The organism is Desulfovibrio sp. 7SRBS1 (assembly GCF_049723905.1).
Classification (GTDB): domain Bacteria; phylum Desulfobacterota; class Desulfovibrionia; order Desulfovibrionales; family Desulfovibrionaceae.
Map to the genome: position 1 here is coordinate 1,038,200 of NZ_JBJKFD010000001.1, position 24,817 is coordinate 1,063,016.

Annotated in this window: 19 protein-coding genes; 11 read left to right on the plus strand and 8 right to left on the minus strand. The window is 51.7% G+C overall.

Annotation, left to right across the window (positions count from 1 at the left end):
- The first annotated feature begins 28 nt into the window (after positions 1 to 28).
- From ACI0FJ_RS05095 to ACI0FJ_RS05145, 11 genes are all read left to right on the plus strand, one after another.
- On the plus strand, positions 29 to 973 hold the full coding sequence (locus ACI0FJ_RS05095) for an MJ1477/TM1410 family putative glycoside hydrolase (RefSeq protein ID WP_424299865.1): 945 nt from the start codon (positions 29 to 31) through the stop codon (positions 971 to 973).
- Positions 974 to 1,137: 164 nt separating this feature from the next.
- Positions 1,138 to 1,710, plus strand: coding sequence for a CsgG/HfaB family protein (locus tag ACI0FJ_RS05100; protein ID WP_424299868.1), 573 nt, complete (start codon positions 1,138 to 1,140; stop codon positions 1,708 to 1,710).
- Entirely contained in the window at positions 1,694 to 3,805 is a 2,112-nt protein-coding gene (locus ACI0FJ_RS05105) for a polysaccharide deacetylase (protein ID WP_424299871.1), read from the plus strand. Before ACI0FJ_RS05100 ends, ACI0FJ_RS05105 begins: the two co-directional genes overlap by 17 nt.
- Positions 3,806 to 3,852: 47 nt before the next feature.
- The gene (locus tag ACI0FJ_RS05110; RefSeq protein WP_424299874.1) at positions 3,853 to 4,716 is read left to right on the plus strand and encodes a hypothetical protein; all 864 of its coding nucleotides are present in this window, start codon (positions 3,853 to 3,855) and stop codon (positions 4,714 to 4,716) included.
- Entirely contained in the window at positions 4,713 to 7,637 is a 2,925-nt protein-coding gene (locus ACI0FJ_RS05115; RefSeq protein WP_424299877.1) for a tetratricopeptide repeat protein, read from the plus strand. Before ACI0FJ_RS05110 ends, ACI0FJ_RS05115 begins: the two co-directional genes overlap by 4 nt.
- A 2-nt stretch (positions 7,638 to 7,639) precedes the next feature.
- The gene (locus ACI0FJ_RS05120) at positions 7,640 to 9,175 is read left to right on the plus strand and encodes a tetratricopeptide repeat protein (RefSeq protein ID WP_424299880.1); all 1,536 of its coding nucleotides are present in this window, start codon (positions 7,640 to 7,642) and stop codon (positions 9,173 to 9,175) included.
- Positions 9,175 to 10,728 carry a diguanylate cyclase domain-containing protein gene (locus ACI0FJ_RS05125; protein WP_424299883.1) on the plus strand — a complete coding sequence of 518 codons (1,554 nt, stop codon included), beginning with the start codon at positions 9,175 to 9,177 and terminating at the stop codon, positions 10,726 to 10,728. Before ACI0FJ_RS05120 ends, ACI0FJ_RS05125 begins: the two co-directional genes overlap by 1 nt.
- Positions 10,729 to 10,858: 130 nt before the next feature.
- Positions 10,859 to 11,842 (plus strand): tetratricopeptide repeat protein, encoded by a 984-nt coding sequence (locus ACI0FJ_RS05130; RefSeq protein ID WP_424299885.1) that lies wholly within the window; start codon positions 10,859 to 10,861, stop codon positions 11,840 to 11,842.
- Entirely contained in the window at positions 11,839 to 13,353 is a 1,515-nt protein-coding gene (gene pelF / locus ACI0FJ_RS05135; RefSeq protein WP_424299888.1) for a GT4 family glycosyltransferase PelF, read from the plus strand. Before ACI0FJ_RS05130 ends, pelF begins: the two co-directional genes overlap by 4 nt.
- 3 nt (positions 13,354 to 13,356) lie before the next feature.
- Complete coding sequence (gene pelG, locus ACI0FJ_RS05140; RefSeq protein ID WP_424299891.1) at positions 13,357 to 14,727, plus strand: exopolysaccharide Pel transporter PelG; 1,371 nt, start codon at positions 13,357 to 13,359, stop codon at positions 14,725 to 14,727.
- Between the two features lie 32 nt (positions 14,728 to 14,759).
- Entirely contained in the window at positions 14,760 to 15,722 is a 963-nt protein-coding gene (locus tag ACI0FJ_RS05145) for an NAD-dependent epimerase/dehydratase family protein (protein ID WP_424299894.1), read from the plus strand.
- 6 nt (positions 15,723 to 15,728) lie between these two features.
- Here ACI0FJ_RS05145 and ACI0FJ_RS05150 read toward each other — a convergent pair whose 3' ends face one another.
- The 8 genes from ACI0FJ_RS05150 to trsS form a co-directional block, all read right to left on the minus strand.
- Positions 15,729 to 16,085, minus strand: coding sequence for a cupin domain-containing protein (locus ACI0FJ_RS05150; RefSeq protein WP_424299897.1), 357 nt, complete (start codon positions 16,083 to 16,085; stop codon positions 15,729 to 15,731).
- A 136-nt stretch (positions 16,086 to 16,221) separates the two neighbouring features.
- Positions 16,222 to 18,576 (minus strand): penicillin-binding protein 1A, encoded by a 2,355-nt coding sequence (locus ACI0FJ_RS05155; protein ID WP_424299900.1) that lies wholly within the window; start codon positions 18,574 to 18,576, stop codon positions 16,222 to 16,224.
- On the minus strand, positions 18,576 to 19,043 hold the full coding sequence (locus ACI0FJ_RS05160; protein ID WP_424299903.1) for a YkgJ family cysteine cluster protein: 468 nt from the start codon (positions 19,041 to 19,043) through the stop codon (positions 18,576 to 18,578). The genes ACI0FJ_RS05155 and ACI0FJ_RS05160 overlap by 1 nt, the downstream gene beginning before the upstream one ends.
- 228 nt (positions 19,044 to 19,271) lie before the next feature.
- Complete coding sequence (locus tag ACI0FJ_RS05165; protein WP_424299906.1) at positions 19,272 to 19,889, minus strand: histidine phosphatase family protein; 618 nt, start codon at positions 19,887 to 19,889, stop codon at positions 19,272 to 19,274.
- Entirely contained in the window at positions 19,886 to 21,040 is a 1,155-nt protein-coding gene (locus ACI0FJ_RS05170) for a DVU_1551 family NTP transferase (RefSeq protein WP_424299909.1), read from the minus strand. The genes ACI0FJ_RS05165 and ACI0FJ_RS05170 overlap by 4 nt, the downstream gene beginning before the upstream one ends.
- Positions 21,040 to 22,077 carry an XdhC family aldehyde oxidoreductase maturation factor gene (locus ACI0FJ_RS05175; protein ID WP_424299912.1) on the minus strand — a complete coding sequence of 346 codons (1,038 nt, stop codon included), beginning with the start codon at positions 22,075 to 22,077 and terminating at the stop codon, positions 21,040 to 21,042. The genes ACI0FJ_RS05170 and ACI0FJ_RS05175 overlap by 1 nt, the downstream gene beginning before the upstream one ends.
- The gene (locus tag ACI0FJ_RS05180) at positions 22,074 to 23,429 is read right to left on the minus strand and encodes a DVU_1553 family AMP-dependent CoA ligase (RefSeq protein ID WP_424299915.1); all 1,356 of its coding nucleotides are present in this window, start codon (positions 23,427 to 23,429) and stop codon (positions 22,074 to 22,076) included. The genes ACI0FJ_RS05175 and ACI0FJ_RS05180 overlap by 4 nt, the downstream gene beginning before the upstream one ends.
- A complete protein-coding gene (gene trsS / locus ACI0FJ_RS05185) occupies positions 23,419 to 24,780 on the minus strand; it encodes a radical SAM (seleno)protein TrsS (protein WP_424306494.1) in 1,362 nt (453 codons plus the stop codon). Before trsS ends, ACI0FJ_RS05180 begins: the two co-directional genes overlap by 11 nt.
- Positions 24,781 to 24,817 lie beyond the last annotated feature (37 nt).

The window sequence follows — 24,817 nt, forward strand, 5'->3', positions numbered from 1 at the left end:
TTGAACCTTTCGGGAGAAAACGTTTGCCATGAAGACTCCAATCCTACTTATAGCATGTACATTCACCTTGCTTTTATGCGGCTGCTCCCGCCCCTCCCTGCCACCGTCGTCGAGCGTAAAGACACCGGATGAAGCCCGACAGCGTGTGACCAGATGGGCCTACTGGCTGCAGCATCCGGATCTTAGCGCTCTGGCTGAATACCCTGCCGATCTCGTGGTTATCGACTATTCCTACGATGGCACGGATGCCGGAGCCTTTACCCGCGATTCCATCCGCATGCTGCAGGAAGCAGGTAAAAAGGTACTTTGCTATTTTTCCATTGGTGAAGCTGAAACATACAGATTCTACTGGAATCAATCATGGGGCAAAACACCGCCCTCTTTTCTCGGCCTGGAAAACCCCGACTGGCCGGGAAATTATAAAGTCCGTTACTGGCAGCCGCAATGGATAAAGCAGGCTCTTGAGCCCTACATGGATCGCATCCTGGAAGCCGGATTCGACGGTGTATATCTGGATATTATAGATGCATATTGGTACTGGCACGAAACCGAAGATATCAGCGTCCGTAAAACAGCGGATGACATGGTTAGCCTTGTGGCCGACATTGCACGCTACATGCGCGGAAGACATGGAAAAAATTTCATAATCTGCCCACAAAACGCCTTGGGCATCATCAATGATGCATCTCCCAAATACAAAAAGCTTTATCTTGATACGATAGACATGGTCGGAGTTGAAAGTCTTTTCTTCAACATCTATAGCCTACAAGACCAACAATACAGATTGGGCTTACTTAAAGAATTCCACAGACACAATATTCCGACATTAAACATAGAATACATTAACAATTCGCAGTATGCGGAATATCTGAATAAACTCGCTGCAGCCTGTTTCCAAATAATTCCTTATCCGGCCGCTCCGGATGCTGCCCTAGATTCGCTCACCCCTGCGGATTGGAGGAGGAAAAAATAATAGTATTACAAGACGTGTTTTCGGCACAGTGCACATCTTCTTGCATTGCTTTTTGAGGCACAAAAACAAAATAATTGACTTTCCCCATTGTTGGCCATGTACTATAGTCATCAGAAATAATGCTCACAAAAAATATATACATTAACATTCAAGGGAGGTCGGGCATGAGGCGCTTATCCTGCATTATCGCCCTCACATTTCTGGCGCTGCTTACCGCATGCACCAATTCACACAGGGTTAATTACGTGCAAAGCCGTGAAATATCGGCACATAAAAGGTTCGTCGCCGTGCTGCCGCTGGTAAACCTCACTTCGCATCCATTCGCAGGACGTATTGTGGGGGATATTCTATCTTCGGAACTTTACGCAGCAACAAGTTTCACGTTCATGGAACGGACGGCAATGGCCGAAAAGATCAAAGGCAAAGACGACGACCTGGAATTTGTTATGGACAAAGCCGTAGCCCAAAGGTTGGGACGTGAACTCGGAGTGGATACGGTTGTTTATGGGTCTGTCACAGAATATCGCTACAAGCTGGGAATAGACCAGGATCCCGTAGTGGGAATAAATTTACGTCTGTTGGACGTTGGCTCGGGAAAAGTACTTTGGGCCAGCAGTATGTCCAAAACCGGCGGGTGTTGGTTCATCTGCGAAGATTCTCTTAACCGGCTGGCGCAGGATGTCTGCGAATCCATGGTAAAAGAAATGGCAGGGGAGTTGGATGGACAAAAATCCTAGCCGAATTCACGGCATTTTATTCTTCGGCATATTTATCGCTCTGCTTCTCTGTCTTGCGATTCCATCCCGCGGTACATGCGCCCACAAAACTTCTCAAGAGGTTTTACGCAACGTCCTTGTGCTTTACGACAGTTCCAACGGCCAGACTGCCTATACCAATAACTTCTTCCACCAAGGTCTGGCCCTGATTTTCAACTATTACGGCCTCGACTACGAATACCTCGACATAAACAAAACCGCCCTGCCCGATGATGCCCACATGGCACGTTACAGAGCGGTGATTTCCGTTTTTGAATCCATGTCCATGCGGGATCCTGCCGTGTATTTGAAATGGCTGCTGCACCAAATGGACATGAAACGAAAGGTTCTTGTATTCGGTTGGTTGGGAACGCAGTATCCAAACGACCAACTTGTGAATCCGGACCTTGCAGCCAAAGTCTACGAACGCTTCGGGCTGCGCTACTTACCCAACAAAACTATCAATAAGTCACTTCTTCACTACGATCACAAAGCTACAGGGTACGTGGAATTCGAACGCAACTATCCTATGTTCCCGCCCTTCGATTCCGTGACTCTGGCTCCAATTGAAGGCAAGGCCCAATTTCTTCTTACTGCCAAGGAACGCAATACCGATTTCGTTACTGCATACATCAGCATCAGCCCTTACGGGGGCTTTGCCCTGGCTGGCAGTATTTATTGGATGGACCCGTCCAGTTTCGCCCAAAAATGGTATCTCAATCCCTTTGCATTTTGCAAAGCAGCACTCGGACTCGACGACTTTCCGGCACCCGATCCAACCACCATCAGCGGGCTGCGTGCGGCCCTGGCCCACGTTGACGCCGACGGTTTCAGCGGCTTTACCAACATCGATACATCTGCAAACTGCGCTCAGGTCATGCGGGATGAAGTGTTCAAAAAATACGACTTCCCTACCACTTCTTCCATTATTGCCGCAGAGGTGAATCCTGCGGATATGGGCAATCCCAAGCTTGTTGAGACAGCCCGTTCCATTTTTGCGCTGCCAAATATTGAACCTGCATCGCACGCCTACACCCACCCCTTTTATTGGGATATGTCCAAAAAGGCAGCTGATGAGGATCGTTTTGATGTGGCTGGCGCATACAGCGCACCCGATTACATTTTCAATGCGACCTTGGAAATCAAAGCATCGTGTGCGTATGTCAGCACCCTTTCTCCTCCAGAAAAACCGTGCAAAGTTATCCTGTGGTCGGGGATGTGCAACCCGACGCGTAAACAGGTGATTATGGCCAACAAGGATGGCCTCCTAAACATGAACGGCGGGGACACTGTTTTTGACCAGGCGCATGACTCGCTCTTTACGGTTTCCGGGCTGTACAAAAAATTGGGGGACCAATACCAGATATATACGGGCCAAGCGAATGAGAACATCCTGACCAACCTTTGGACCGGTCCGTACTGGGGCTTTAACAACATCATCGAGACAATGATCCGTACCAATACCCCAAGACGGTTAAAGCCAATCGATATCTACTACCATTTCTACAGTGCGGAAAAAGTGGCCTCGCTCAATGCACTCAAACAGGTCTATGATTGGGTTACAAGCCAACCTTTGGCACCGGTGTTCACATCACAGTACATCGAAATGGTACTGGGATTCACAACAACCAAAATCCGCAGGATCGAACCAGGAAGCTACGAGGTCTCCAATTTCGGGAAATGCACAACCATGCGTTTCGCCCCCGACTCACCAGCTCCCGATTTACGGGTCTGCTCCAATGTTGCAGGGTGGGTCCGACGCCAGCAAGGGCTGTACGTGACCCTTGATGCAGGCACGAACAAGGCACTCATCGTATTCACCGGAGAAGGTGGAAAGGCCCGTCCCTTTGTCCGGCAGGCTACGGGAACAGTGTCCAACGTCCTTACGTCACAGAACACAATGTCTCTGCATTATAGTGGATGGGGCAATGGCTGGATGGAACTGGCCGGACTCCAACCGAACAAAGAATACACATTCAGCGTCGGAGGCAAAGCCGCCAAAAACCGTACAAATAAATACGGCAGACTGCACATAGAAAACGCAACAACCGGAGAAGTCGTTCTGAACCTGAAATAACCGGGGCAGGGACGATTGTCCTTGCATGGATGCAGGGAGGTTAATCCATGCGGCAAAACAAACATCTTATTACAGGCGTCTTGTACTTTCTGCTCTGCTTTTTGTTCTACTCCCCCTGTTCAGCCAAACCGCAAGCAACCCCAGTTCTCCGTAAAGTGCTGGTGCTTTTCGACGGCTCGAAAGGACAGGAGGAAACGAAGAACAATCTTTTTTATGATGGTTTTGCCATGGTCTTCAACTATTATGGTCTGGATTTCGACTATTTCGACATTGCCCGTACCAAAGTCCCCGACGACACAACCATGGCGAAGTACAGAGCGGTTGTTACGGTACTCGAGTCCATGTCCGTCCCAGCCCCGTCGATCGAACTCTCATGGATCGCTCATCAGATGGATAAGGGACGCAAGGTGCTCCTCTTGGGTTTGGAATTCACTACCGCAACAATCAGCCGCCTCTCCTTGGAAAACAAAAAGCAAGCTTCATTGGCCGCATATGAAATCACCGACTACTGCAGCTGTACACCACTACGTTACGCACCAGATGCTCCTGTGCCGGATATGGGGCTGAGCACAAACGTCATCGGCTGGCTCCGCCCCCCCCAGGGGCTTTACGTGCATCTCTCAGCTGATGCCAACAGGGCTTTGATAGTCCCTGCCGCAGGCAACACAATACCAACTCCACACATTCACAGGGCTACGGGAACCATCAGCAACTTTCATAAGGCCGGTCAACATTTGCGCTTTTCCTACCGGGGCTTCGGTAGCGGATGGATAGAACTGGCAGGGCTTCTTCCCAATACCCCATATCGTATCCAGCTGAAAACAGGCGAAATTAAGACATCGACAGATACAAAGGGCCAGCTGCGCATTGAAGACATGGCAACCGGCAACATGGAGATACTGCCGCTTTGAAAATCGGCTTCTTCCGCTTTTTCCTTTTTACAGCCGTTATCGTGGGGCTGAGCGTGGCGGTATTTCCGTTCAAACGGAATATGGTGTTTCTGTACATAGAATCCGGAGAAGTGAAACAAGCCACGTCTGTTCTCAAGGAACTGCTCGCAGAAAACCCGGACGACTTTCGTATCCTTATGGCAGGGGCCACACTGGCAATCTACGAAGGAGAGCCGAACAATGCCATCAAGATGGTACGTCATGCCCTGAAACAGAAACCTCGCAATCTGCTGGCCCTGCACAGGCTTGCCCAATACCTGGAATGGAACGTCCGGCCCAGAAGTGCCATGGCCGTATATGAAAAAATTATCGAAATTGATCCCAAGGACCGGGAGGCCCTCAACAAGGTCATCAATTTCACCCGCTACTTTTATCTCCCCGACGTGGAGAGTCAGGCTCTGGCGCAGCTCATTCTGCTGCCCACATCCCAAAAGGCCAAACCGCATAATATCTACCAACAAGCGCTGGCTCCCGATCTGCTTGCTTTGGCGCAAAGACGTCAAAAAGACGGATACGATCCCCTCCCCGACCTGCTCATGCAACGGCTCTACATTTTAGGGGAACTCTATAAAGCAGAACTGGCCGAAGAGCCGCCTCCAAATCTCGACCAATACGTAATCTACGCATTGGAGAGATTTCTCATCAGCGATTCCAGCAAGGAAGGACAGAATTTCGCCGCCCGAATGGACAGGCAGGCCAAATCCGGCATTAAATACCAACTGACATTGGCGACCGTGATGCGATGGGACGGACTGGCCAAGGAAGCTGTTACCTACCTTGGGGAGCTTGAAAAGAACTATCCAGACAACGAGCAAGTACTTCTGGCCATTACCCAGGCAGGACGAGATGCCAACGATCTGCTCACAGTGGAGCACGCTTTTGAGCGGCTGGTGGATTTGCAGCCCGACAACCAGACTTATGTCTCCAATCTGTCCGACGTGTACATAGAAAATGAAAAATACGACAAAGCCTACGGGATGTTAAAAAAACTGGTCGACCTGGGCAGAAACCTTGTAGGCCTGCTCAAAAAGCTGATCACCATCGCTTTGTACAGCGGAGATCAGAACATGCTCCGCTCCGCATCACACGAAGCCGAAAAGGTGGACCTGGACGACCCCGCTCTTCTGGAAAGCCGAGCGGAAGTTTACGAAGCTTTGGACGAACCAGCCAAAGCCTTCCCTCTGTACATCCGGCTGGCACAAAAGGAACAGAAGCTGGAGTATGCAGAAAACGCCCTGCGCATTGCTGTACAGACAAACGAAGTAGAGAATGTACAGCTTGCAGCCGACACGGGCAGGAATATCGCTCCGCACAATGCGGACTTTTGGAAGCAGGTTGCTGATGCCTACCTTGGAGTGGACCACCCTGAACTTGCTTTTAAGGAATTTCGCAGTGTTGCCATGCTTCGCAAAACACCGGATGCAGTACTGCGCATGCTCGAGATAGCAGGTTTTTCAGGACGCGAGGACATTGTGGAAGAGGCAACCAGGGAAGCTGCCCGTCTCCAGCCAAAATCAACGGAAGTGGCTGCTCAATCTGGAGAAATTTATCTTTGGCAGGAAAAGCCGCGCAAGGCATATCCATTTTTTCTTCGTGCCGCAGAGCTTTCCAAGGGCAACAAAAAACGAGTGGACCGCATGATCGAGGTTGCCTCCTTTGTAAACGACAATGTCCTTTTCCAAAAAGCCGTCAACGAAGCGGTTCGATTGCGCCCGAAAGACGCCATGCTTCGGAGGACAGCAGCCCAGCTTTTGATAGCCCAGGGCAACAGCGAGGAAGCTATCAAAAACTTGCAGGTATACTTGAAGCAAAATCCCAAAGACAACGAAGCACGCAAACAACTCGCCTACCTGTTGCTTTGGACCGGCAAGGGCAACATCGGTGAAGATCAAATGCAGTTGCTTTCCAAAAGCCGGATGCAGGATCCCCCATTCCTTCAGGAATGGGCCAGATATGCAGAAAATGCCGGGCTGGACGAACAGGCTTTTCAACTCTACCAACGCCTGCTCACCATTTTCCCAAGCTCGCGCGAGTACAGGGAATCTGTCATCCGACTTGCCGGATATACCAACCGTCCTGAGACCGTCGCCAAGCTGCAAGCCCAAGATTCGGATGCACATCCAGATGATTTCTATATGGCATTCAAAGCAGGCACAGCCTGGAGCCAGGCCGAGAATATTCCCGAAGCCGTCCGTTACCTGGAACGAGCTCAGACACTTCGTCCCAACAATATGGACACGCTCCGGACACTCGCCACCAACTACGGATATGCCAACCGTCCCGATCGCATGATTGCCTCGTACGAAAAGGTTGTTGCCAACGGCACCAAGCTCTCTTCTGAAGAAACGCTGCAGCTGGCTCGCGGATATGTGGATACAAACAAAGGCGCAAAAGCCATCCCGCTGCTAAAAGATATTCTTAATCAGACGCCACTCCCCAAAGAACAGGCCGTGCTTTTGGCTACGGCCATGCTCCAGGCCGGACGCTTTGCAGAAGGCACTGCCATTTACCGGCAGTTGGCCCAAGAACACCGCTCCGACCCGGTCTTTCTTGCCGATGCAGGCGACCAGACCATGTTCGCGGGCGATCTTCAAATGGCTCTCGAATTCTACAAGCAATCGCTCGCAATCCAGCCGGACAACCTGCGTGCACTCCGCGGTTCGGGTATAATTTACGCCCAAACCGGAAGTACCCAACAGGCGATTCGCGACTTTCGTCGCTATAACCGGCTTCGTCCAGACGATCCGGAAGTCCGCTTCCAGCTGGGCGAACTTCTCGACGCCAACAACCGAAAAGCACAGGCAAACAAAGAATACAAAAAAACATTGCGGCTTCTGAGAGAACAGGCTGCCGCACCGAACACTCGGCAGGCGGTCAACTGAATATGAAAAACCGTCTGACAATTTTTAGCATGTTTTTGTCCACAAGCCTTCTCCTGGGCCTTGCTGGCTGGCTATATGCTGCCCAACCCGGCAACAGCGGGACCTACACTCCCTTTATCACTCCGCAGCCTCTGCAGACGAAAGCTCAGGCAATACAGACAACGCCAACACCTGCCCCAACACAGGACGATCCACGGATTCCCATTACTCCCAGGCAGCGGGATCTCCTCATAGCCCGAATTCTTTCGCGACAGGGATATTACGCGGATGCATTCAAGCTGTACCGGAACCTTGAAAAAAAATATCCAGGCGATACCGAAATCCAAGGATACTACGCGGAAACCCTGATCACCCACCAGGATTATGACCAAGCGTTGCAAATACTGAATAAAATACTCAAGCAAAACCCGAACGACCCACTTTCGCAAAGCCTCATGGCCAGAATATATCTGGAACATGAAAATTACCGCGGCGCCTTTCCCTACTATGAAGCCATACTGGAACGGCAGCCCGGCGACCTTGGCACAATGGGAGACTATGCGTCCGCGGCAAGAAGTGCTGGAGACTGGCAACGGGCGCTAGCCATGTACCAACGCATTCTGGAGGCCGCCCCCAAAAATGACGATGCATTTCGTGCGGTAGAAGAGATCACCAGGGAACGGACATCTGCTCTGTCCGTGGGGACGAGATTTTACAACCAGGGTGGCAATAGCCAGACCAACTCCATTGCAGCCAGCTTCGAAACCCAATTGAGCAGCAAGGTTCGACTGGAAATCGATCAGCTGTGGGTTGATATCCGTCGGCTGGAACAGGAATTTACTCCCTCAATTTACGAGCAGCTGAACATGGTAACGGCCAAAGTTCGTTACGAAATCACTCCACAACTGGACGTATATGCAGGGCTTTCACCATACACGGGATACCGGGACTCCTTTGCCTCCACTGCCGGTCTCAACTATACCCTTCGGAAGCTTGGCGAACTGGGTCTGAACGGCTTCCTCAATATGCCCTGGTACGATCCCACCGACGCAGTGCTTTACGGTGGGAATTACGATATGCTGCAGGCGACCTACAGCACGGCCCTCAACGAGAACTGGAGCATAAACTTTGCTGCAGAACTTTGGGATTACCGTTTGGAAGACCAGCAGTATGGAGAGAAAAAGACCTTTTCCGCACAGATTACCCGGCGTCTCCCACTGCTTCCCGGTCTCTCGGCAAGTTACGGCTATTACAGGTCCATGTTCAACTATATGGATGACCAAAACAATCCCGTGGACATGCTGGAAAACGAGGCTGTTCACAGCCTGAGTCTCTATTGGGAACAACAGTTTTCCAAGCATCTGGTCCTCGTGCTGACCGGAGGATTGAGCCAGGATGAATTCAAGTCCAGAACCAACTATTTCTTTGCGCCTTCGTTGCGTCTCCGGATTGGCAACCGCATAGAGCTGGAGACCGGGGTTGAGTATCAAAGTGATGAAAACACAGCTGACGGCGGTGAATCGACAGCCTTCACAATGGATATGAGGATTCTCTTCTGATGCAAGGATACAACACTGAAGATACCCCCTCCCGCTCTGAAGAGCAGGAATGGAACAATACCTCGGTGCAAAAGCCGCCCCGCGAATCTGCAACTTCTGCAGCAAACTCGCCTGCGACTCTCGGTGTACCTCCGCAAACTCCGGAAAAAGCCCTTAACATTCCGGAGCTGCGGCATACAAAAAATGATCTGATGGAAACCATTCTTGGATTTTCACTGCTCACTGCACTCAACTTTTTCTGGTTTTCAGGAGACATCGGATTTCTTGAGACGCCTTTTCATCCATACCTGCTCGTCATCCTGCCCATAGCCGCCAGGTACGGATTTCGAGGTGGTTTGTTTTCCGGTCTGCTGGCCGCCCTGCTCTATTTCGTCTTCCGGGTATACACGAGCACAGACCCCTCGTTTCTCGATTACATTCAAATAGATTTCTGGGGCATGCCCACGATTTTTGCTGTTGTAGGGATAACCCTGGGAGAAATCCGAGAAACGCAGAAAACCCGTTACCGTCAACTGTTCCTGGAAAAAAATGATCTTGAAATAGCCTATCTGCAACTTACCGAGCAATTCGACGCTTTAAGCAAGGCCAAACGCGAAATAGATACCCGGATCATATCCCAGGAACAGACACTCAATACACTGCATGAAGCCGCGCAGGCCCTCCGAACGCTTCGCTTGGAAGACATCTACCCGGCCGTTCTCAAAATGCTTGCAGACTACCTCCATGTGGAAAAAGCCTCCATCTATATGTTCAACGAGGAAAACAACCTGCTTAATCTGACACAGGCTTTTGGACATGATGACAATACGCTTCCGGCAACCATTACACCTGGGCAGGGAATCCCGGGGGAATGCTTCAACAAGGCAGAACCTGTCACGCTGCCCATGGAACTCCGGCTCAGCCACAATATGTCAGGGGAAGTTCTCATGTCCGCCCCCATTGTCAAACCATCCAACAACAGCGTGGCCGGGGTGCTCAATGTGGAAAAAATGCCGTTCCTCAAATTCAACACCGAAACCATCAAAATGGTCGGGCTTATGGCCGACTGGTGCGGTGCAAGCATTGATAACGCAATCATTTACGAGGACACCAAAGACAAACTTATAGCCGACGAAATAACCGGTGCGTTCACCCCGGAATATCTGCATTACCGGCTCAAGGAAGAATTCGCCAGGGCAAGGCGTTATAATACCATAATGTCAATTATCTTCCTGGAAATAGTTGATTTCAAAGAATTCTCTGCCACAACCAAACGCGATGTACTCATGGTGCTCTCTCTGGTTCTCAAAAACCTGTTGCGAACTGTGGATTTGCTTTTTCTGCATGGAAAGCCGGGGAAATTCATCCTGATGCTTCCCTCCACACCGGCAAAAGGGGCTGAAATCGTAGTAGACAAGGTGCTTAAGGAATTGAAGGAATTTAAATTCAAGCCATACGCCGATAACGACCAGGAGTTGACCCTTCACAATGGTGTGGTTGAATACGGCGCGAATTTGGAATCTCCAGAGGAAATGATACGCTTGGCAGAACGGAGGGCCGATGGCACCGAATAGTGCGACGTCATCCATAAAGCTTCACCTCAAGCATCCAGTTTATTTTATCACTGCAAGCGTGGTGTCCCTCACATTGGAAAGCATGGCCGTATGGTTGGCTTTTGCATATTTTTCAGGAAAGTCCTCTATCTTGGGCCCTGTAGCAATACTCCTGCATCTTCTGGCTGCAACCTGCTTCATGCTGTATCGGCCGAAAGACAACACCATCGAAACTAAGCGCTCGAACGATGATACCTACTACCATCGACTTTTCGCAATGCTCATATTTTTCCTCCCAGGTATAGGCATTCTTGGAACAATCACGACGTTCATTTCGGCCGGAGTTATTCTGCGCCGCCAGGGGCTGGCAGAATCATACGAAGAAGGATTCAAAATGGAAAAAGAGATGCTTTTCCTTAATGAATCCACTGCCAATATCATTCAGGATGAACTGTCCATCGAACCCATTGTTGATATCCTCAACGGCAATGACGTGGCGCTCAAACGAGGCAGTATTTCCCTTTTGCGCAAAATAAAGGACAAACGAGCCGTGGAGTTGATCAAAAAATGTCTTGCCGACGAGAGTTCGGAAGTTCGTTTCTACGCCCACACCGCGCTCACCCGAATAGAGGCAGACTACGCGGAACAGATCAAAGACGCGCAGGCCCGTTACACAGAGGAAAAAACACCGTACGCAGCCAGGGCGCTGGCCCGCATCTACCGACGCTACGCATCCAGCGGACTGCCGGAAGACAGTATCCTCGTGCAATACATGAAGGACGCCAGAGACCTGTACGAAAAGGCACTTGATGCCGACCCGACCGATTCTCGCCTGATGTTGACCCTGGGCAACCTGTGCGCCGAGATGAAAGACTACATGGCTTCGGAAAAATACTTTCGTATGGCAGTAGATATCGCCGGTTGTCAGATCGAGGCAGGCCTGGGTATATGCCGCGCGCTTTACGAAACCGGGCGTATCGAGGAGCTGGCACATTTTACCCAAAGGCTTCGCCAAATGCCGCATGCCCAGTCCCTGAGTCCCGAAAAGCAGGCCGTTTACAACCTGTGGACCCAAGATAATGACAACGAGGAACTACAGCAATCCGAAGCAGCTCCGACCGGGGGGACGGCATGACACGCGAATACGATGTCTGCCTGCTCTTGGAAGGGACATACCCCTTTATCTCGGGCGGTGTATCCAGCTGGCTCCACCGGCTCATATCCGGCCTCCCGGAACTCTCCTTCACCGCGGTGTGCATTCTTCCTTCAAGCAAGGAGGAATGGCCCCTTCGCTACGATATTCCAGCTAATTTTTCCGGTTATAAAGTAATATATCTGCATGATATTCCAGAACTTGGATTCAAGCTTTTCAGGCCAAAGACTCTTCCTGCAGACAATGAAATCCAGAATTTCCATTTTCAGATGAGTCAGGGTGATTTCAGCGGACTGAAGAAAATGACAGAGATTTTCCACGGGAAAAATAAAGCTGTTCCCTCACTCTATGAACTCATCCACGGAAAGTCGGCCTGGAATATATTCGAGGATCTTTATCAGTCTACAGCACCGGAAAATTCGTTTTTAGACTATTTTTGGACCTACCGCTTTACACACCTGCCTATGTTTAAAATGCTCATGCAGGAAATTCCCAAAGCAAGGGTCTACCACACAATTTCCACTGGGTATGCGGGCCTCCTTGGGGCTGTAGCCCGCATGCGTACCAAGCGTCCCCTTTTGCTTACCGAGCACGGCATCTACGTAAAGGAAAGAAAAATAGAAATATCCCAGGCGGAATGGATTTACGTAGCAGGCCGGGAAAAGATGCACGTACAACGGGAGCTGGGATCATTTCAGAAAATGTGGATCAAAATTTTCGAATCTTTGGGACGCATCACCTACGAAGCCTCGTCCAAGATTTACACCCTTTACAGCGGCAACCAAGAACTGGAAATCCAGGAAGGGGCCGATCCTGAAAAATGCGAAATCATTCCCAACGGCATCAACGTGGAACGATTCCAAGACCTCAAGCCGCCCGAATACCCCACTCCGGACCAACGAAAATTCGTCATCGGATTCGTAGGCCGCGTCGTCCCCATCAAAGACGTCAAAACGTTTATCCGGGCTATCAAGATAGCTTCCATGGAGCTGGGAGATTCCTTTGAAGCCTGGATTATGGGCCCCAACGAAGAAGACGACAACTATTACAAAGAATGTGCAGATCTGGTAAACATACTGGGGTTGGAAAACATCATTACGTTTACAGGCAAAATCAATGTCATGGACTATTATCCACTGCTCGACCTGATCGTCCTTACCAGTATCAGCGAAGCCCAGCCCCTGGTCATTCTGGAAGCAAACTGCGCCGGCATTCCTTGCGTTGCTTCGGATGTTGGCTCCTGCCGGGAACTGCTTGAGGGAAGAACACGCAGAGACAGGGCTGTGGGGCCCTCCGGCATTGTCACGCCTGTCGCGGATCCGGGGGAAACCGCCAAAGCCATTACAACGATTCTGCAGGACTTTTATAAACGACAGGCCATGTCTTTTGCCGGACGTATCCGGGTGGGTACCTTCTACCGGGAATCCGACCTGAACCAGAAATATCTTTCCATATACAAGGAGCACATGGCTCTTGAGGACTTTGCGGAGTAAAACGTGGCAGGTATAGGTTTCGAACTCAAAAAAATACTCAAGCGTGATTCGTTTCTCAGCGAAATCACGGCCTACCTCTACGCAGCAATGGTTTCCAGCGGACCGTGGCTGATAAGCGTTATGTGCCTGTCCGTCCTGGGACTTTACAGAGGATTTGGCGAAGCCAGCCTGGCAAACGAAATATTCCGGTCCACGGTCGTCTATACCTATGCATTTTCACTCGTGTTCGTGGGGGTCATTCAACTGGTCGCCACCCGCTATCTGGCCGACCGTTTTTATCTTGGCGACGACAAAATAACTTTGACCACCTATTTCACCTGCGTGCTCATTATCTTGGGCACAGGATCGGTGCTCATGTCCTTTGTATACATGTTTTTCCATGTATCCTTTTTGTACAAGTTGACCAGTGTCCTGCTTTTTCTGATCGTCTGTCTTATCTGGCTGGCCATGATCTTCCTCTCCACCATCAAGGACTACATAAGCATCGTCCTTGCTTTTGCCGCAGGAGCAGGCATCAGCATTGGAACCGCCCTCTTGCTGGCCCGCGTCTGGGGGCAGGAAGGTTTCCTCATAGGCTACACCGTAGGCCAGGCCGTCACCTTCTTCTGGCTTTTGGCCCGCATGCTGGTCGAGTTCGAACCAGGGAAGACATGGGACCCGGGACTCATTCGGTACTTTGGGAAGTACTGGGATCTGGCTATAATCGGAGTTGTATACAACCTGGCAATATGGATCGATAAAATCGTCTTTTGGCTTGCCCCGGACGCACGGACCATAGTCCCCTATTTTCTTACGCACGACATGTACGAAGGGCCGGTCTTTTTCGCCTATCTGACCATTGTACCGACTCTCGCCATTTTTCTGATCAAGATCGAGACCCGCTTTTACCTGCACTATCGCAACTATTACGCCAAAGTCATGGACAAACGCCCACTTGCCCACATACTTGAAGAAAAAGAAATGATGGTTATCATGCTCAAGGAGAGCATCCGGGAGGTATTTATTATTCAAGGGGGCGTTACGGTACTCTGCATCGCTTTTGCCTCGCAGTTGGTGAAGGCTGCCAACCTTATTCCCCTTCAGATTCCCCTGTTTCGCATCTGCCTGATAGGAGCCTTTCTCCAGGCCTGCCTGTCCATGGCTATTATTGTTTTGTTTTACTTTGATTTGCGCAAAAAAGTTTTGGCCGTCAGCCTTATGTTTCTGGCAACGAACTGGCTTTTCAGCTACATATCAACTCGGCTTGGGTTTGCATTCTATGGCTACGGCTACTGCTATTCCTGCCTGCTGAGCCTCCTGTTCGCGACGAAACTCATATCCGACAGCATCAATGACTTGGAATATATAACTTTTGCCAAGCAGCCACTGGCCTAGGCATGACAATATACACAGTTTAGGGAGAAATAATGAGCAAGGGTACCTGCTTAGTAACAGGTTGTGCCGGATTCATCGGCAGCCATCTTACCGAATACCTTTTGGACAACGACTGGTCCGTGGTGGGAGTGGACAATTTCTTTTCCGGCTACGCCCGCAACATGAGTACTTTTCAGGACCATCCGGCCTTCATTTTCATGAAGCGTGATATCCGTGATGCCAATCTGATCATGGAAATAACCGAAGATATCGGCCCATTGACGGCAATTTTTCATCTTGCAGCAGTGGTCAGCGTTCCCTATTCCGTGGAACATCCGGAAGAGACCATGGAGATTAACTACAACGCATCCATTTCTCTGCTGGCAGACGCGTTTTCCGCCAATGTAGAAACATTCATCTTTGCCGGTTCCGCCGCAGAATACAGCGACACAAACATTATTCCGACACCAGAAGATGCAGCGACGGACAGCACCCGTCACAATAGTCCCTATGGGAAGGCAAAGTACCTGACATCCAAGGCTGTGGAAGCTTCGGGCCGTGGGTGTGCCCTGCGTTTTTTCAACATTTACGGCCCAAGACAGGACCCGGCCAGTCCCTACAGCGGTGTCATTTCGCGCTTCATCGAGCATGGCTTAAAGAATAAACCGCTTACCGTATTCGGCGACGGAGGACAGACCCGCGACTTTCTGCACGTACATGATGCTGTCCGAGTCTATGCGTGCGCCGCAGGAATGGTAGCGAATCCCCCATTGCGTGGGATTTACAACGTAGGCACAGGGTTGGTCACATCCATACTGGAGCTGGCAGCCACCCTGAAAATTGCTACCAATAATGACAAAGAGATTGAATTTCTTGATGAACGGCCGGGAGATATCCGCCACTCTCTGGCCGACATTTCCAAACTCCTGCGCGATACCGACTTCCAGCCATCCCTGACTCTGGCTCAAGGCTTGGACGACACGGTTGTATGGGCCCAAAAAGAACTGAAGAAATAGAAAGGCCTAAACCAGGGTCGTGTCCTCATGGGCATAAGCCGGAGCGCAGCAGCACAGCATGACCAATGGCTCGTTTCCAGTGTTTCGGACACTATGCGGCGTTCCCGGCGGAATAAGCACAGTGTCTTTGGGGCTTATGGGAAAGGTCTCGTCACCAAGCCGCATTTCTCCGGCCCCGGATGTCACGTGGTACAGCTCCTCCGTCTTCATATGCACATGGTGTTCAGTACTTTTCCCCGGTCCGACCTTGGCCTCGGCCAAACTCTGCTTACGAACGCAATGCGTTCCAGGATGCATCAGCTCTCGAATTTCGGAAGCATCCTTGGTGATGTAAGGAACAATGTCGGCATAGCACGTTTTCATAGGCTCTCCTTATAGAAGCTCCAACAGATGTTCTCACCAAAAAACAAAGGGGTTTTACGTACCGGAAAAGTCTTTCAACTCTATCCGCTGTAAAACCCCTTGTTCAATTTCGTTACGCCGGTTGTCCGGCTGCCTTTTAGAATATCTGCTTGAAGAGATCTTCTCCCTGCGTCTTTTCACCTTCAAGTGACGACGCACCGGTAGAAACCTCCGTAGGCTCGGTTCCTGTTTTAAAAGGCAAAAAGTAACTTTCCTCAGTATTGGGGCCTGCCAGCAAACCATTTTTTCCATCAATCCGAACCATGGTGATTCCAGACGGCTGCGGAAAATCCTGGGACGGGTATTCGGCTTCGACAAGCTTCCGGTAATCGACCCATATGGAAGAGGCGGCACGCGATCCTGTCTCCCACTTGCCCATGGCCCGATGATCGTCGAATCCGACATACACGCCGGTCAGCAGATAAGGCGTGTACCCCATGAACCAGGCATCGCGTTCGTCGTTACTGGTACCGGTTTTACCTGCCACAGGACGCTGCAATACCCTTGCGCGCCATCCCGTACCATCCTGTACAACCTGTTTCATCAATCCGGCCATAATGTAGGCCGTTTGTGGGCTGATGGCATCTTTAACTTCAGGCTCGCTGTTGAACAGTTCGTCTCCCCAAGCACTGGTAACACGCAGGATAAGACGCGGCTCGACGATGGTCCCTCCACGTGCAAAAGCAGAGTAGGCCTGGCAGAGATTAAGCAAAGTCACTTCAGCAGAACCTAGTGCCATGGACAGATCCTTTCGGAATTCTGCTTTCAGTCCAAGTGCCTGTCCGCGCTCTATAATCTTATCCAGGCCTATTTTCTGGGCAACACGGATAGTTACAAGGTTGCGCGATTTAACCAAGGCCGTCCGCAAGATAGTGGGGCCGTAAAATACGTTTTCAAAGTTTTCCGGCTTCCAGACCTTGTCGGTGCTATAGTCGGTATAAACAATAGGGGCATCCAGCATGACGGTTGCCGGAGTAAGACCGCTGTCGAAAGCCGCCGAGTAAACGATTGGTTTGAATGCAGACCCTGGCTGACGTTTTGCCTGTGTAGCCCGGTTGAACTGCGAACGGGCGAAAGAATAACCGCCAGAAAGCGCCACCACATTGCCGGAGTCCGGTTCCATGGAGACGATAGCTCCTTCCACGATGGGACGCTGCTGCAGCTTGAGCTGCCAAACGTCGGGGTGGTCCTTGTCGCTATGCGGCTCTTCCGCAACTTCGGCCCAAACCACGTCACCGGGTTTGACCACAAGCGTTGCATCTTTGATGGAGGGGACTTCATCAGTAGCTTTTTTGATATCCGGTGTGCGACACCAATGCATGGTGGCCACGGAGATATATCCCTTGTACGTACCTATCCGGACCTTGGCCCCCAGCTTGTTTACCTCGGTAACAAGCACCTTGAACCATTCGCCCGGCGCGAGACTCCCCTCGGAAACGGCTTCCTCGGTCAAGAACGTGTCGTATTGATCCCGCGTAAGCGTTTCAAGAGGGCCATGCCATCCACGTCGCCTCGTAGACTCCTCAAGTCCACGCTTAAGCGCCCCTTCGGCAGCCACCTGATGGTGCAGATCGCAGGGCGTATAGATATGCAATCCGCCTTCATATACGGTATCTTCACCGTATTTTTCCACGGCCCAGCGACGAACCTCTTCCAGATAATATGGACCGTTCTGCCAGGAAGGGTCGGCAATGCTCTTCAGGACGATTTTCTCATCCAGAGCAGCCTTTTCCTGCTCCGGGGTAATCCAGCCACACTCCACCATCTGCCCGAGCACATAGCGCTGACGGATAAGTGCTGCCTCCATATGCTTGTACGGATCATAACGACTCGGCGCAGGGAGAAGACCGGCTATGATAGCTGATTCCGCCAGGGTCAAATCCTGAACATGCTTGCCGAAGTAGGTTCTGGAAGCAGCTTCCACGCCATACGCTCCGGCTCCGAGGTATATTTGGTTCAGATAGATGGTAAGGATTTCCGCCTTGGTCAGGTAGAGCTCCAGGCGATATGCCAGAATGGCTTCCTTGATTTTCCGTTTATAGCTTTTTTCAGGAGTCAGGAGCAGGCGCTTGATGACCTGCTGAGTGATGGTACTACCACCCTGTTTGATATGGCCGGACTTCATGTTCTTGAGCATGGCACGAAAGATTGCCATGGGATCCACGCCATCATGGCGATAGAACTGAGCGTCTTCCGCTGCAAGAAAAGCCTTGGGAAGATAGTCCGGCATATCCGCAAGCTTCACCAAAAAACGCTTCTGACGGTAGAAATACCCAAGGACATCGCCGTCCCGTGTATACACAGTCGTTACAAGTGCGGGCTTGTAATCGGTTATATTCTTGAATCCGGGCAAGTCTTTGGACGCCCACATGTACAGCCCCACAGCGCCCCCGACTCCAAGAAGGGCAAGAACGGAAAACACAATGATGCTGCCTATGAAGAATTTTTTCATTATTTTTCTCTTTGCAGCCGCAACGTAACAACAGGATCGCCGCTTTTGGGCGGCAACCCCCATGCCAAACGCAAACGGGCATGCAGGTCAAAAACCTTGGCTTTGCTCATGGACATGCTGTCCAAAAGTCTGGTGATGGTTTTGGCCTCTCGGATTGCCAAACACTGAGGCCCCAGGGCTACTATTTGTCTGCCCACGGTCCATAGAGGAAAAAGTCTGCAGTAATACGGTCGGACTTCCTGCGGCAAAAGGCACCCGGTTTCCCCCAACAATGCGCAGGTCCCATCCTTTTTGGTGGCAAGACGAAAATGTGCACGCCGGGGCAAGAACAACTTTTTAACCAAACCTTCTTCTCCGGGAAAAAGACGGCAGACATTGGACACAAAGGCCGTGGTGTTTTCCTGACCGGTAAACCAACCTTTTGCGTCCCAAACAGTGCGTATGGCCTCCATCTCGAAGTCGGACAAAGGAAAGCAGACCTCTTCCTGACCAGGAAAAAGCCTGCAGCAGGTTTCTCCCTGTGCTGCGCAACGAGCACAGACACTGGGATCGTTTGAATTAATTCCTTGTTCTGATTGTTTCATGGATGGATGGAGGTTTTAGTCAAAAAAGAGTGCCAACAATACGGATAGGACAACACGATGTCCAGAGACAGAGATAAATTCATATATTCCAAAATGATAAGAGAGAGATTGTTATGGTCTGAAGTTCATAAGCCGGACGGACCACACGTTGTCCGGGACGGCCGAACCGGATTCCAATATATTTATACAACCGTAGTCCTGTTCCAATCGAAAAAGATTTTCCAGGGGCATCCCCAAAAGATGGCAGAGAACTGTACGGTTGACCCCTCCATGAGCGATCACCGCAATAGAAGCTCCCGTCGGTGCTCTCTCGACCACTTCTTCCAAGGCTTGTACCGCCCGTTGTTGGACATCGGCAAAACTTTCTCCGTCCAGGGGGCGATAGCGGGCTATGTTTTTTCCCCTTTGCTCATACTCACCAGGGTAGGCTGCACGGACCTCGTCCACACTCAAATTTTCCCAAGCCCCAAGATTTATTTCCTTCAGCTCAAGGACCGGAGTGCAGTTCAGCCCTAAAAATTCATTTACACAGGCCGCACTCCCCATAGTACGCCCCAGCGGACTTGCGTATACGGCCTTGATGCCCTTTTGTGCAAGCCATTCCCCTGCCCTTCGCATCTGCTCCATGCCATTTTCCGTCAAGGACAATTCGCTCTGCCCCACAAAACGACGCGGCGTACGTTGGGTTATTTCCCCATGGCGCAGAAGATAAACTATCTTTCGGCTCATTTGCCCAGTCCTTTAGCAGACAGCAGGGTTTCTATATCGCTCCCGATGCTACGTTCAACCATGGCCAAAAGGCCGAGTGCATTATTTTTTCTTCCCTGAATTGCGGCACAAGCCTCTGCATCGTCTGCATATTGGGCCAATTTCTCGTCGAACCGTTGTGACACGCTAAGGCGCATAGGCCCCCGGACCAGCTTGTCGGCAAGACAAACTACGGCTTTTTCCGTAAGGCGCCCATCCGACGGTGGAGGAACATCCCTGTGCGCAGCAACAATCTCCGCCATTTCCGGCAGGCCCATGGACGCTAGCACACGGCCACCTTCCAGCTCGTGCTTGGGAGCACCCTTGGCCAAGTCATGTACAAGGGCGGCGGCATACACCAAATTTTCATCCAGCGCTGCACCGTGGCTATTCAGAGCCTGCACCAAAGCCAATGCCACATCGGCAACTCTGTTGCCGTGCGCCACTCCCATGGGGGGCAGACAGAAAATATCCTGAAGGGCCTTGGCTTCGTCTTTGTCCGGAACACCCAAGGCCTCCACGCGAAGTTTTGCCGCCTGAAATGCTTCTGGTGTATCCATGTCCAAAAGGATGTTCCGATCAAACGTGGGCACGTCCAGAGTGGCAACGTCAGGTGCCTCAAGCACTGTTCGCAGTCCGCCCTGTCCGTCATGGGCAAGGATGGCCGAAATTAATTCCGCGCTGATCAAGGGAGGATGACCGCGCTCCCCCTTAAATGTGGGAAAGACCACCTGCTTGCCGCCTGAAAAGGCCTGGACAAGCTGCCGGACAACCCAGGGGCGAATCAAAGGGATATCCACGGGCAGAATAAAAAAGCCGTCCAAGCCTGTTCGCAAAGCACGTACACCCGCACACACAGAGGTAAACATGCCCTGCTCGTACTCAGGATTAAGAACAGTACACGCACCAAGCCGTCCAGCTTCCGCAGCCACTTCTTCGCCCCTGTGACCGGTCACCACGAGAGTCTGGCCACAATCTGCAAACAACTCGACGGCCCTCTGCAGGGCACTCTTTCCCGCCAGGGAAAGCAAAGGCTTAAACGCGCCCATGCGTGAGGAAAGTCCTGCGGAAAGTATTATCGCCCCGAAGTTACGCATCAGCCCTTCTCTCTGTCCATCCTTCCGGACGACCATCAGACCTTCCCAGCCCGGACCGCGATAAGCTCACCAACAATACTCACGGCAATTTCCTCCGGCGTATCCGCACCAATGGACAGACCGATAGGACTGTACACACGGTCGATATCTGCCTGGGCAAATCCATCCTGCAGCAGGCTGGCATAAGTGGCTTCGCGCTTTTTCTTACTGCCTATCATACCTATGTACCCGGCCGGGGTGCGCAAGGCCTGCGCCAAGACCTCACGGTCCGCCTGGTGCCCGCGAGTTACGATGACGATATAACTATCCTCACCCATTTCGTCCCTGCCAAAACAGTCGGAAAAATCGTCAAGCACCCGCACCTCATGGACATCGGGAAAGCGTTCACGGTTGGCAAATTCGTCACGGTCGTCCATCACCACGGTCGAAAATCCGGTCATGGAAGCAACCTTGGCCGTGAAATAGGAAACGTGCCCAGCCCCGATGATATACAACATTCCCCTGCTGGCTGCTGGCTCTACGAGAAAAAGAGTCTCCCCTTCCTGCACGGTAAAGGGATCTCTGGTCCGTACTCCCCGGCTGATGACCTCCAACGGCAGCAAATCGGCATGGGAAGCCGACTTGTTGATAACCAAATGGCGGATGGCCACATCGCCACTTTCGCCGAGGCTCGTTTTGTTCACACGAGTTACGCGCATCAATCTGCCGCCACGTTCCAAGCCCTGCAATAATTCTTCGCATTGAGCCAAAACAGAACCTTCCGGCAGCAGGACATCCAGCAAAACCGAAAGTCGCCCGCCACAAATCATTCCCAGCCCGGCGGCGGCATCATTGGTCAAATCGTATTCACGGATGCATGAGGTGCCCCTTTCCAGAGCCCGGACGCCTTCTTTCTGACATTCGGCCTCAACAATGCCTCCACCTATGGTTCCAACAATCGAACCATCGGTTCGGACCATCATGCGAGCCCCGGACGAACGCGGAGTGGAACCGGAACTTTCCAGAATGGATGCCCACACAACAGGATGCCCCTGACGCAATTCTTTCAAAACCGCTTCGAGAAATTGTTTCATTTTTCTTCCTGATTCGAGTCTTCGCGCATATCACGGACAGCCCGCTTGCCAGTATGGGAAAAACCGTGCGGCACTTGTGGGTCTGCCCCTTCGAGATAAAAATCAAGGACCAATCCTCCCGACTCCACTGCCGAGGCAAGACCGGGAATGGTCAAAACAGCCTGCTCAAGCCGAGTCTGTAGAATCTGAGGATCAAGGATTTCAGAAAAATCGCCCTGAACCGTGATGTACAAGCTCTCGGGATTTCCGGGCCTCAGCTCTGCGGAGTAACTGCCAAGCCCTAACAGCCCATACATGGCTTCATCAAGGTCCGCCAGCCAAAGACGCTCCCCCGTGGCAAGCAAAGGGGTGTTCAACCGCCCATGCAGATTGCTCAATCGTATGGTTTTCCCGCCACAAGCACAAAGTCCACGTTCCAAACTTCCCATGTCGCCAGTACGATAGCGAATAAGCGGCATGCCCTTGCGTACCAAAGTTGTGATGACAATCTCGCCACACTCGCCGTCGCCTAAAATCTCGCCGCTTTCAGGATCAATGATTTCAAGCAGCAGGTCGGCCTCTCGCATGTGACACCCGCAATGGGCCGCGCACTCCACGCCTCCGCCCAACCCGGTCTCGGTACTGCCATAGTGCATAAATGTAGTGCAACCCCAAGCCGTTTCAATACGGGATCGAAGCGAGCGGGCGATATATTCAGAACATAATAATACGGTTTTCACCCTGTCTCGGCCTGGGAAAGACTCGGCCAAGGCAAGTATGTGAGCAGGCAAACCAGCCACGCAGTCGAAACGTCCTTCGGCAATATCCACGCCTAAATGATCGGGAGACGGAGGCCAGATACAACGGCACTCCACCCAGATTTCCTTTAGCGCCGTTTTAAGCAGAGCCCCCACACCTTCCGGCGTATCATCCGGTAACAAGGCGGCAACCCGCTGCCCCGGTTCCACCATGGTGAGCATGCCCTTCGCAAAAAAATCCAGAGTGGAATCCAGGTCATCTCGGGTAAACCACACCCGTTTGGCTGGGCCAGTACTGCCGGATGTCGTCAGGGTGACGACACGTTCAATGGCAGACTGCGAGACACAAAGCATACCCGCACCGTGTTCGCGCAAATCCCTGCCATCAATAAACGGTACCTTCGTAAAATCCGCGAAACTCGTTATGCCTTTCGGGAGGCAGTTTCGGAGGTGGTGTTGATAAAAAGGGCTGTGCCCTTTGGCCCATGCAAGTACTTGGCGCAACAGGTTCAACTGAGCGCCTTCAAGCTCGGAACGGCTGAAGGGAATGTTCAATCCCAACCGCCGAGCCACCAAGGCATCCACCGGGGTCAACGCAAAAGAATCAGCGCCCATTTGCCCGTTCCCTGTGCGGCGTCCTACCGTCCATGGCGCTCAGATTCCAGGCGCAAAACGGCACCAACCGTCCATCTGGTGAAACCACATGGATACAGCAGCCTCGCAGGCGTTCCAAATCCAAGGTCCAGGCATCCTGAAAAGCCATGGCGGAAATGGTAAACGAATGCGTCGCTGCCCGATTGATGAAACGGGAAAATGGATCGCCATCCTGTTCACAACAGGAATCTTTTTTTTGAGGCGCGTCCCATTGCCGGGCCGTGGAAGCAATCGAATGGAGTGCCCCTTCCAGTGCGGGCGTTGCCTCTGCTGGTTCCGCATTTGATTTGCACTGGCAGGATGCGGCCTGTCCCAAACGCTGCAGACATCCGTCCAGTCCCTTGAGAAAACGGGCGCTGAACGAACACAAGGAATGCTCACATCCCGGAGGGACAAAATGGTCCGCCCGAACCATTCCATCGGTCTGTGTTTCCAGGCCGGTCATAACCTCCGGCAAAGTAAACCGAGCATCCGCTGCTGGTGCTTCAGGATAGCGCCCGAAAAAGCTCATGGGCTGGAAATGCACCCCCCGGACGCCGGGCATATTATCCAATGCAAAACGTAAAATATCTCCCAGCTGGTGGTCGTTCACTCCACGACGCAAGGTAGGCACCAAAACAACACCGACTCCCGCATCGATAAGGCGCTCCACCGCCCGAACCTTGTCAGCCCATAAATCTTTGCCCCGGATGGTCCGGTACACATCGTCGCTTACCCCGTCGAACTGCAAAAAAGCAGAGGAAAGTCCGGCTTCTGCCAACTCCCGTGCATATTTCGCCTCTTTGGCAATACGCAGACCATTGGTATTCACCTGAACAAAGGTGAAACCGACTTCTCGCGCCATAGCAATAATTTCGGGCAGATCATCCCTAACAGTCGGCTCACCGCCGGAAAGCTGCAGGTTGCATCCGCCTGTAGCCCGCATTGCAGCTTCCAGCTGAAAACGCACGGCATCCAAATCGGGATCGTCTTCCGCTCCATTCTCGTCACTGGAAGCAAAACAAATCGGACAGCCAAGATTACAGCGTGATGTTATCTCCAACAAAGCAGTACATGTTCGCTGATTATGTTCCGGACACAGCCCGCAGGCAAAGGGACAGGCCGTTCCGTCGGGAGTTTGCGTCGCCGGCTTGTGAGCAATCTTAGGACGCGACCAGGAAGAAATGTCCGGTTTTCCACGCCAGAACAATGCCTCAAAATGTCCATGGTCGGGGCAGGTTTTGACTAGGAAAACATCGTCCCCTCTGCGAATCCTATGGGCCGGGATACGACGCAGGCAAACCGGACAGACACTTTCGGTAGCGGCGAGAATCTCTTCCTTGGCGAAAAAGTCTTCTCGGCTCCCGGCA

Coding starts and splice junctions, on each gene's coding strand:
- ACI0FJ_RS05095 (WP_424299865.1), top strand. CDS start 29: ATGAAGACTCCAATCCTACTTATAGCATGTACATTCACCTTGCTTTTA.
- ACI0FJ_RS05100 (WP_424299868.1), top strand. CDS start 1,138: ATGAGGCGCTTATCCTGCATTATCGCCCTCACATTTCTGGCGCTGCTT.
- ACI0FJ_RS05105 (WP_424299871.1), top strand. CDS start 1,694: ATGGACAAAAATCCTAGCCGAATTCACGGCATTTTATTCTTCGGCATA.
- ACI0FJ_RS05110 (WP_424299874.1), top strand. CDS start 3,853: ATGCGGCAAAACAAACATCTTATTACAGGCGTCTTGTACTTTCTGCTC.
- ACI0FJ_RS05120 (WP_424299880.1), top strand. CDS start 7,640: ATGAAAAACCGTCTGACAATTTTTAGCATGTTTTTGTCCACAAGCCTT.
- ACI0FJ_RS05125 (WP_424299883.1), top strand. CDS start 9,175: ATGCAAGGATACAACACTGAAGATACCCCCTCCCGCTCTGAAGAGCAG.
- pelF (WP_424299888.1), top strand. CDS start 11,839: ATGACACGCGAATACGATGTCTGCCTGCTCTTGGAAGGGACATACCCC.
- ACI0FJ_RS05145 (WP_424299894.1), top strand. CDS start 14,760: ATGAGCAAGGGTACCTGCTTAGTAACAGGTTGTGCCGGATTCATCGGC.
- ACI0FJ_RS05150 (WP_424299897.1), bottom strand. CDS start 16,085: ATGAAAACGTGCTATGCCGACATTGTTCCTTACATCACCAAGGATGCT.
- ACI0FJ_RS05155 (WP_424299900.1), bottom strand. CDS start 18,576: ATGAAAAAATTCTTCATAGGCAGCATCATTGTGTTTTCCGTTCTTGCC.
- ACI0FJ_RS05165 (WP_424299906.1), bottom strand. CDS start 19,889: ATGAGCCGAAAGATAGTTTATCTTCTGCGCCATGGGGAAATAACCCAA.
- ACI0FJ_RS05170 (WP_424299909.1), bottom strand. CDS start 21,040: ATGGTCGTCCGGAAGGATGGACAGAGAGAAGGGCTGATGCGTAACTTC.
- ACI0FJ_RS05175 (WP_424299912.1), bottom strand. CDS start 22,077: ATGAAACAATTTCTCGAAGCGGTTTTGAAAGAATTGCGTCAGGGGCAT.
- ACI0FJ_RS05180 (WP_424299915.1), bottom strand. CDS start 23,429: ATGGGCGCTGATTCTTTTGCGTTGACCCCGGTGGATGCCTTGGTGGCT.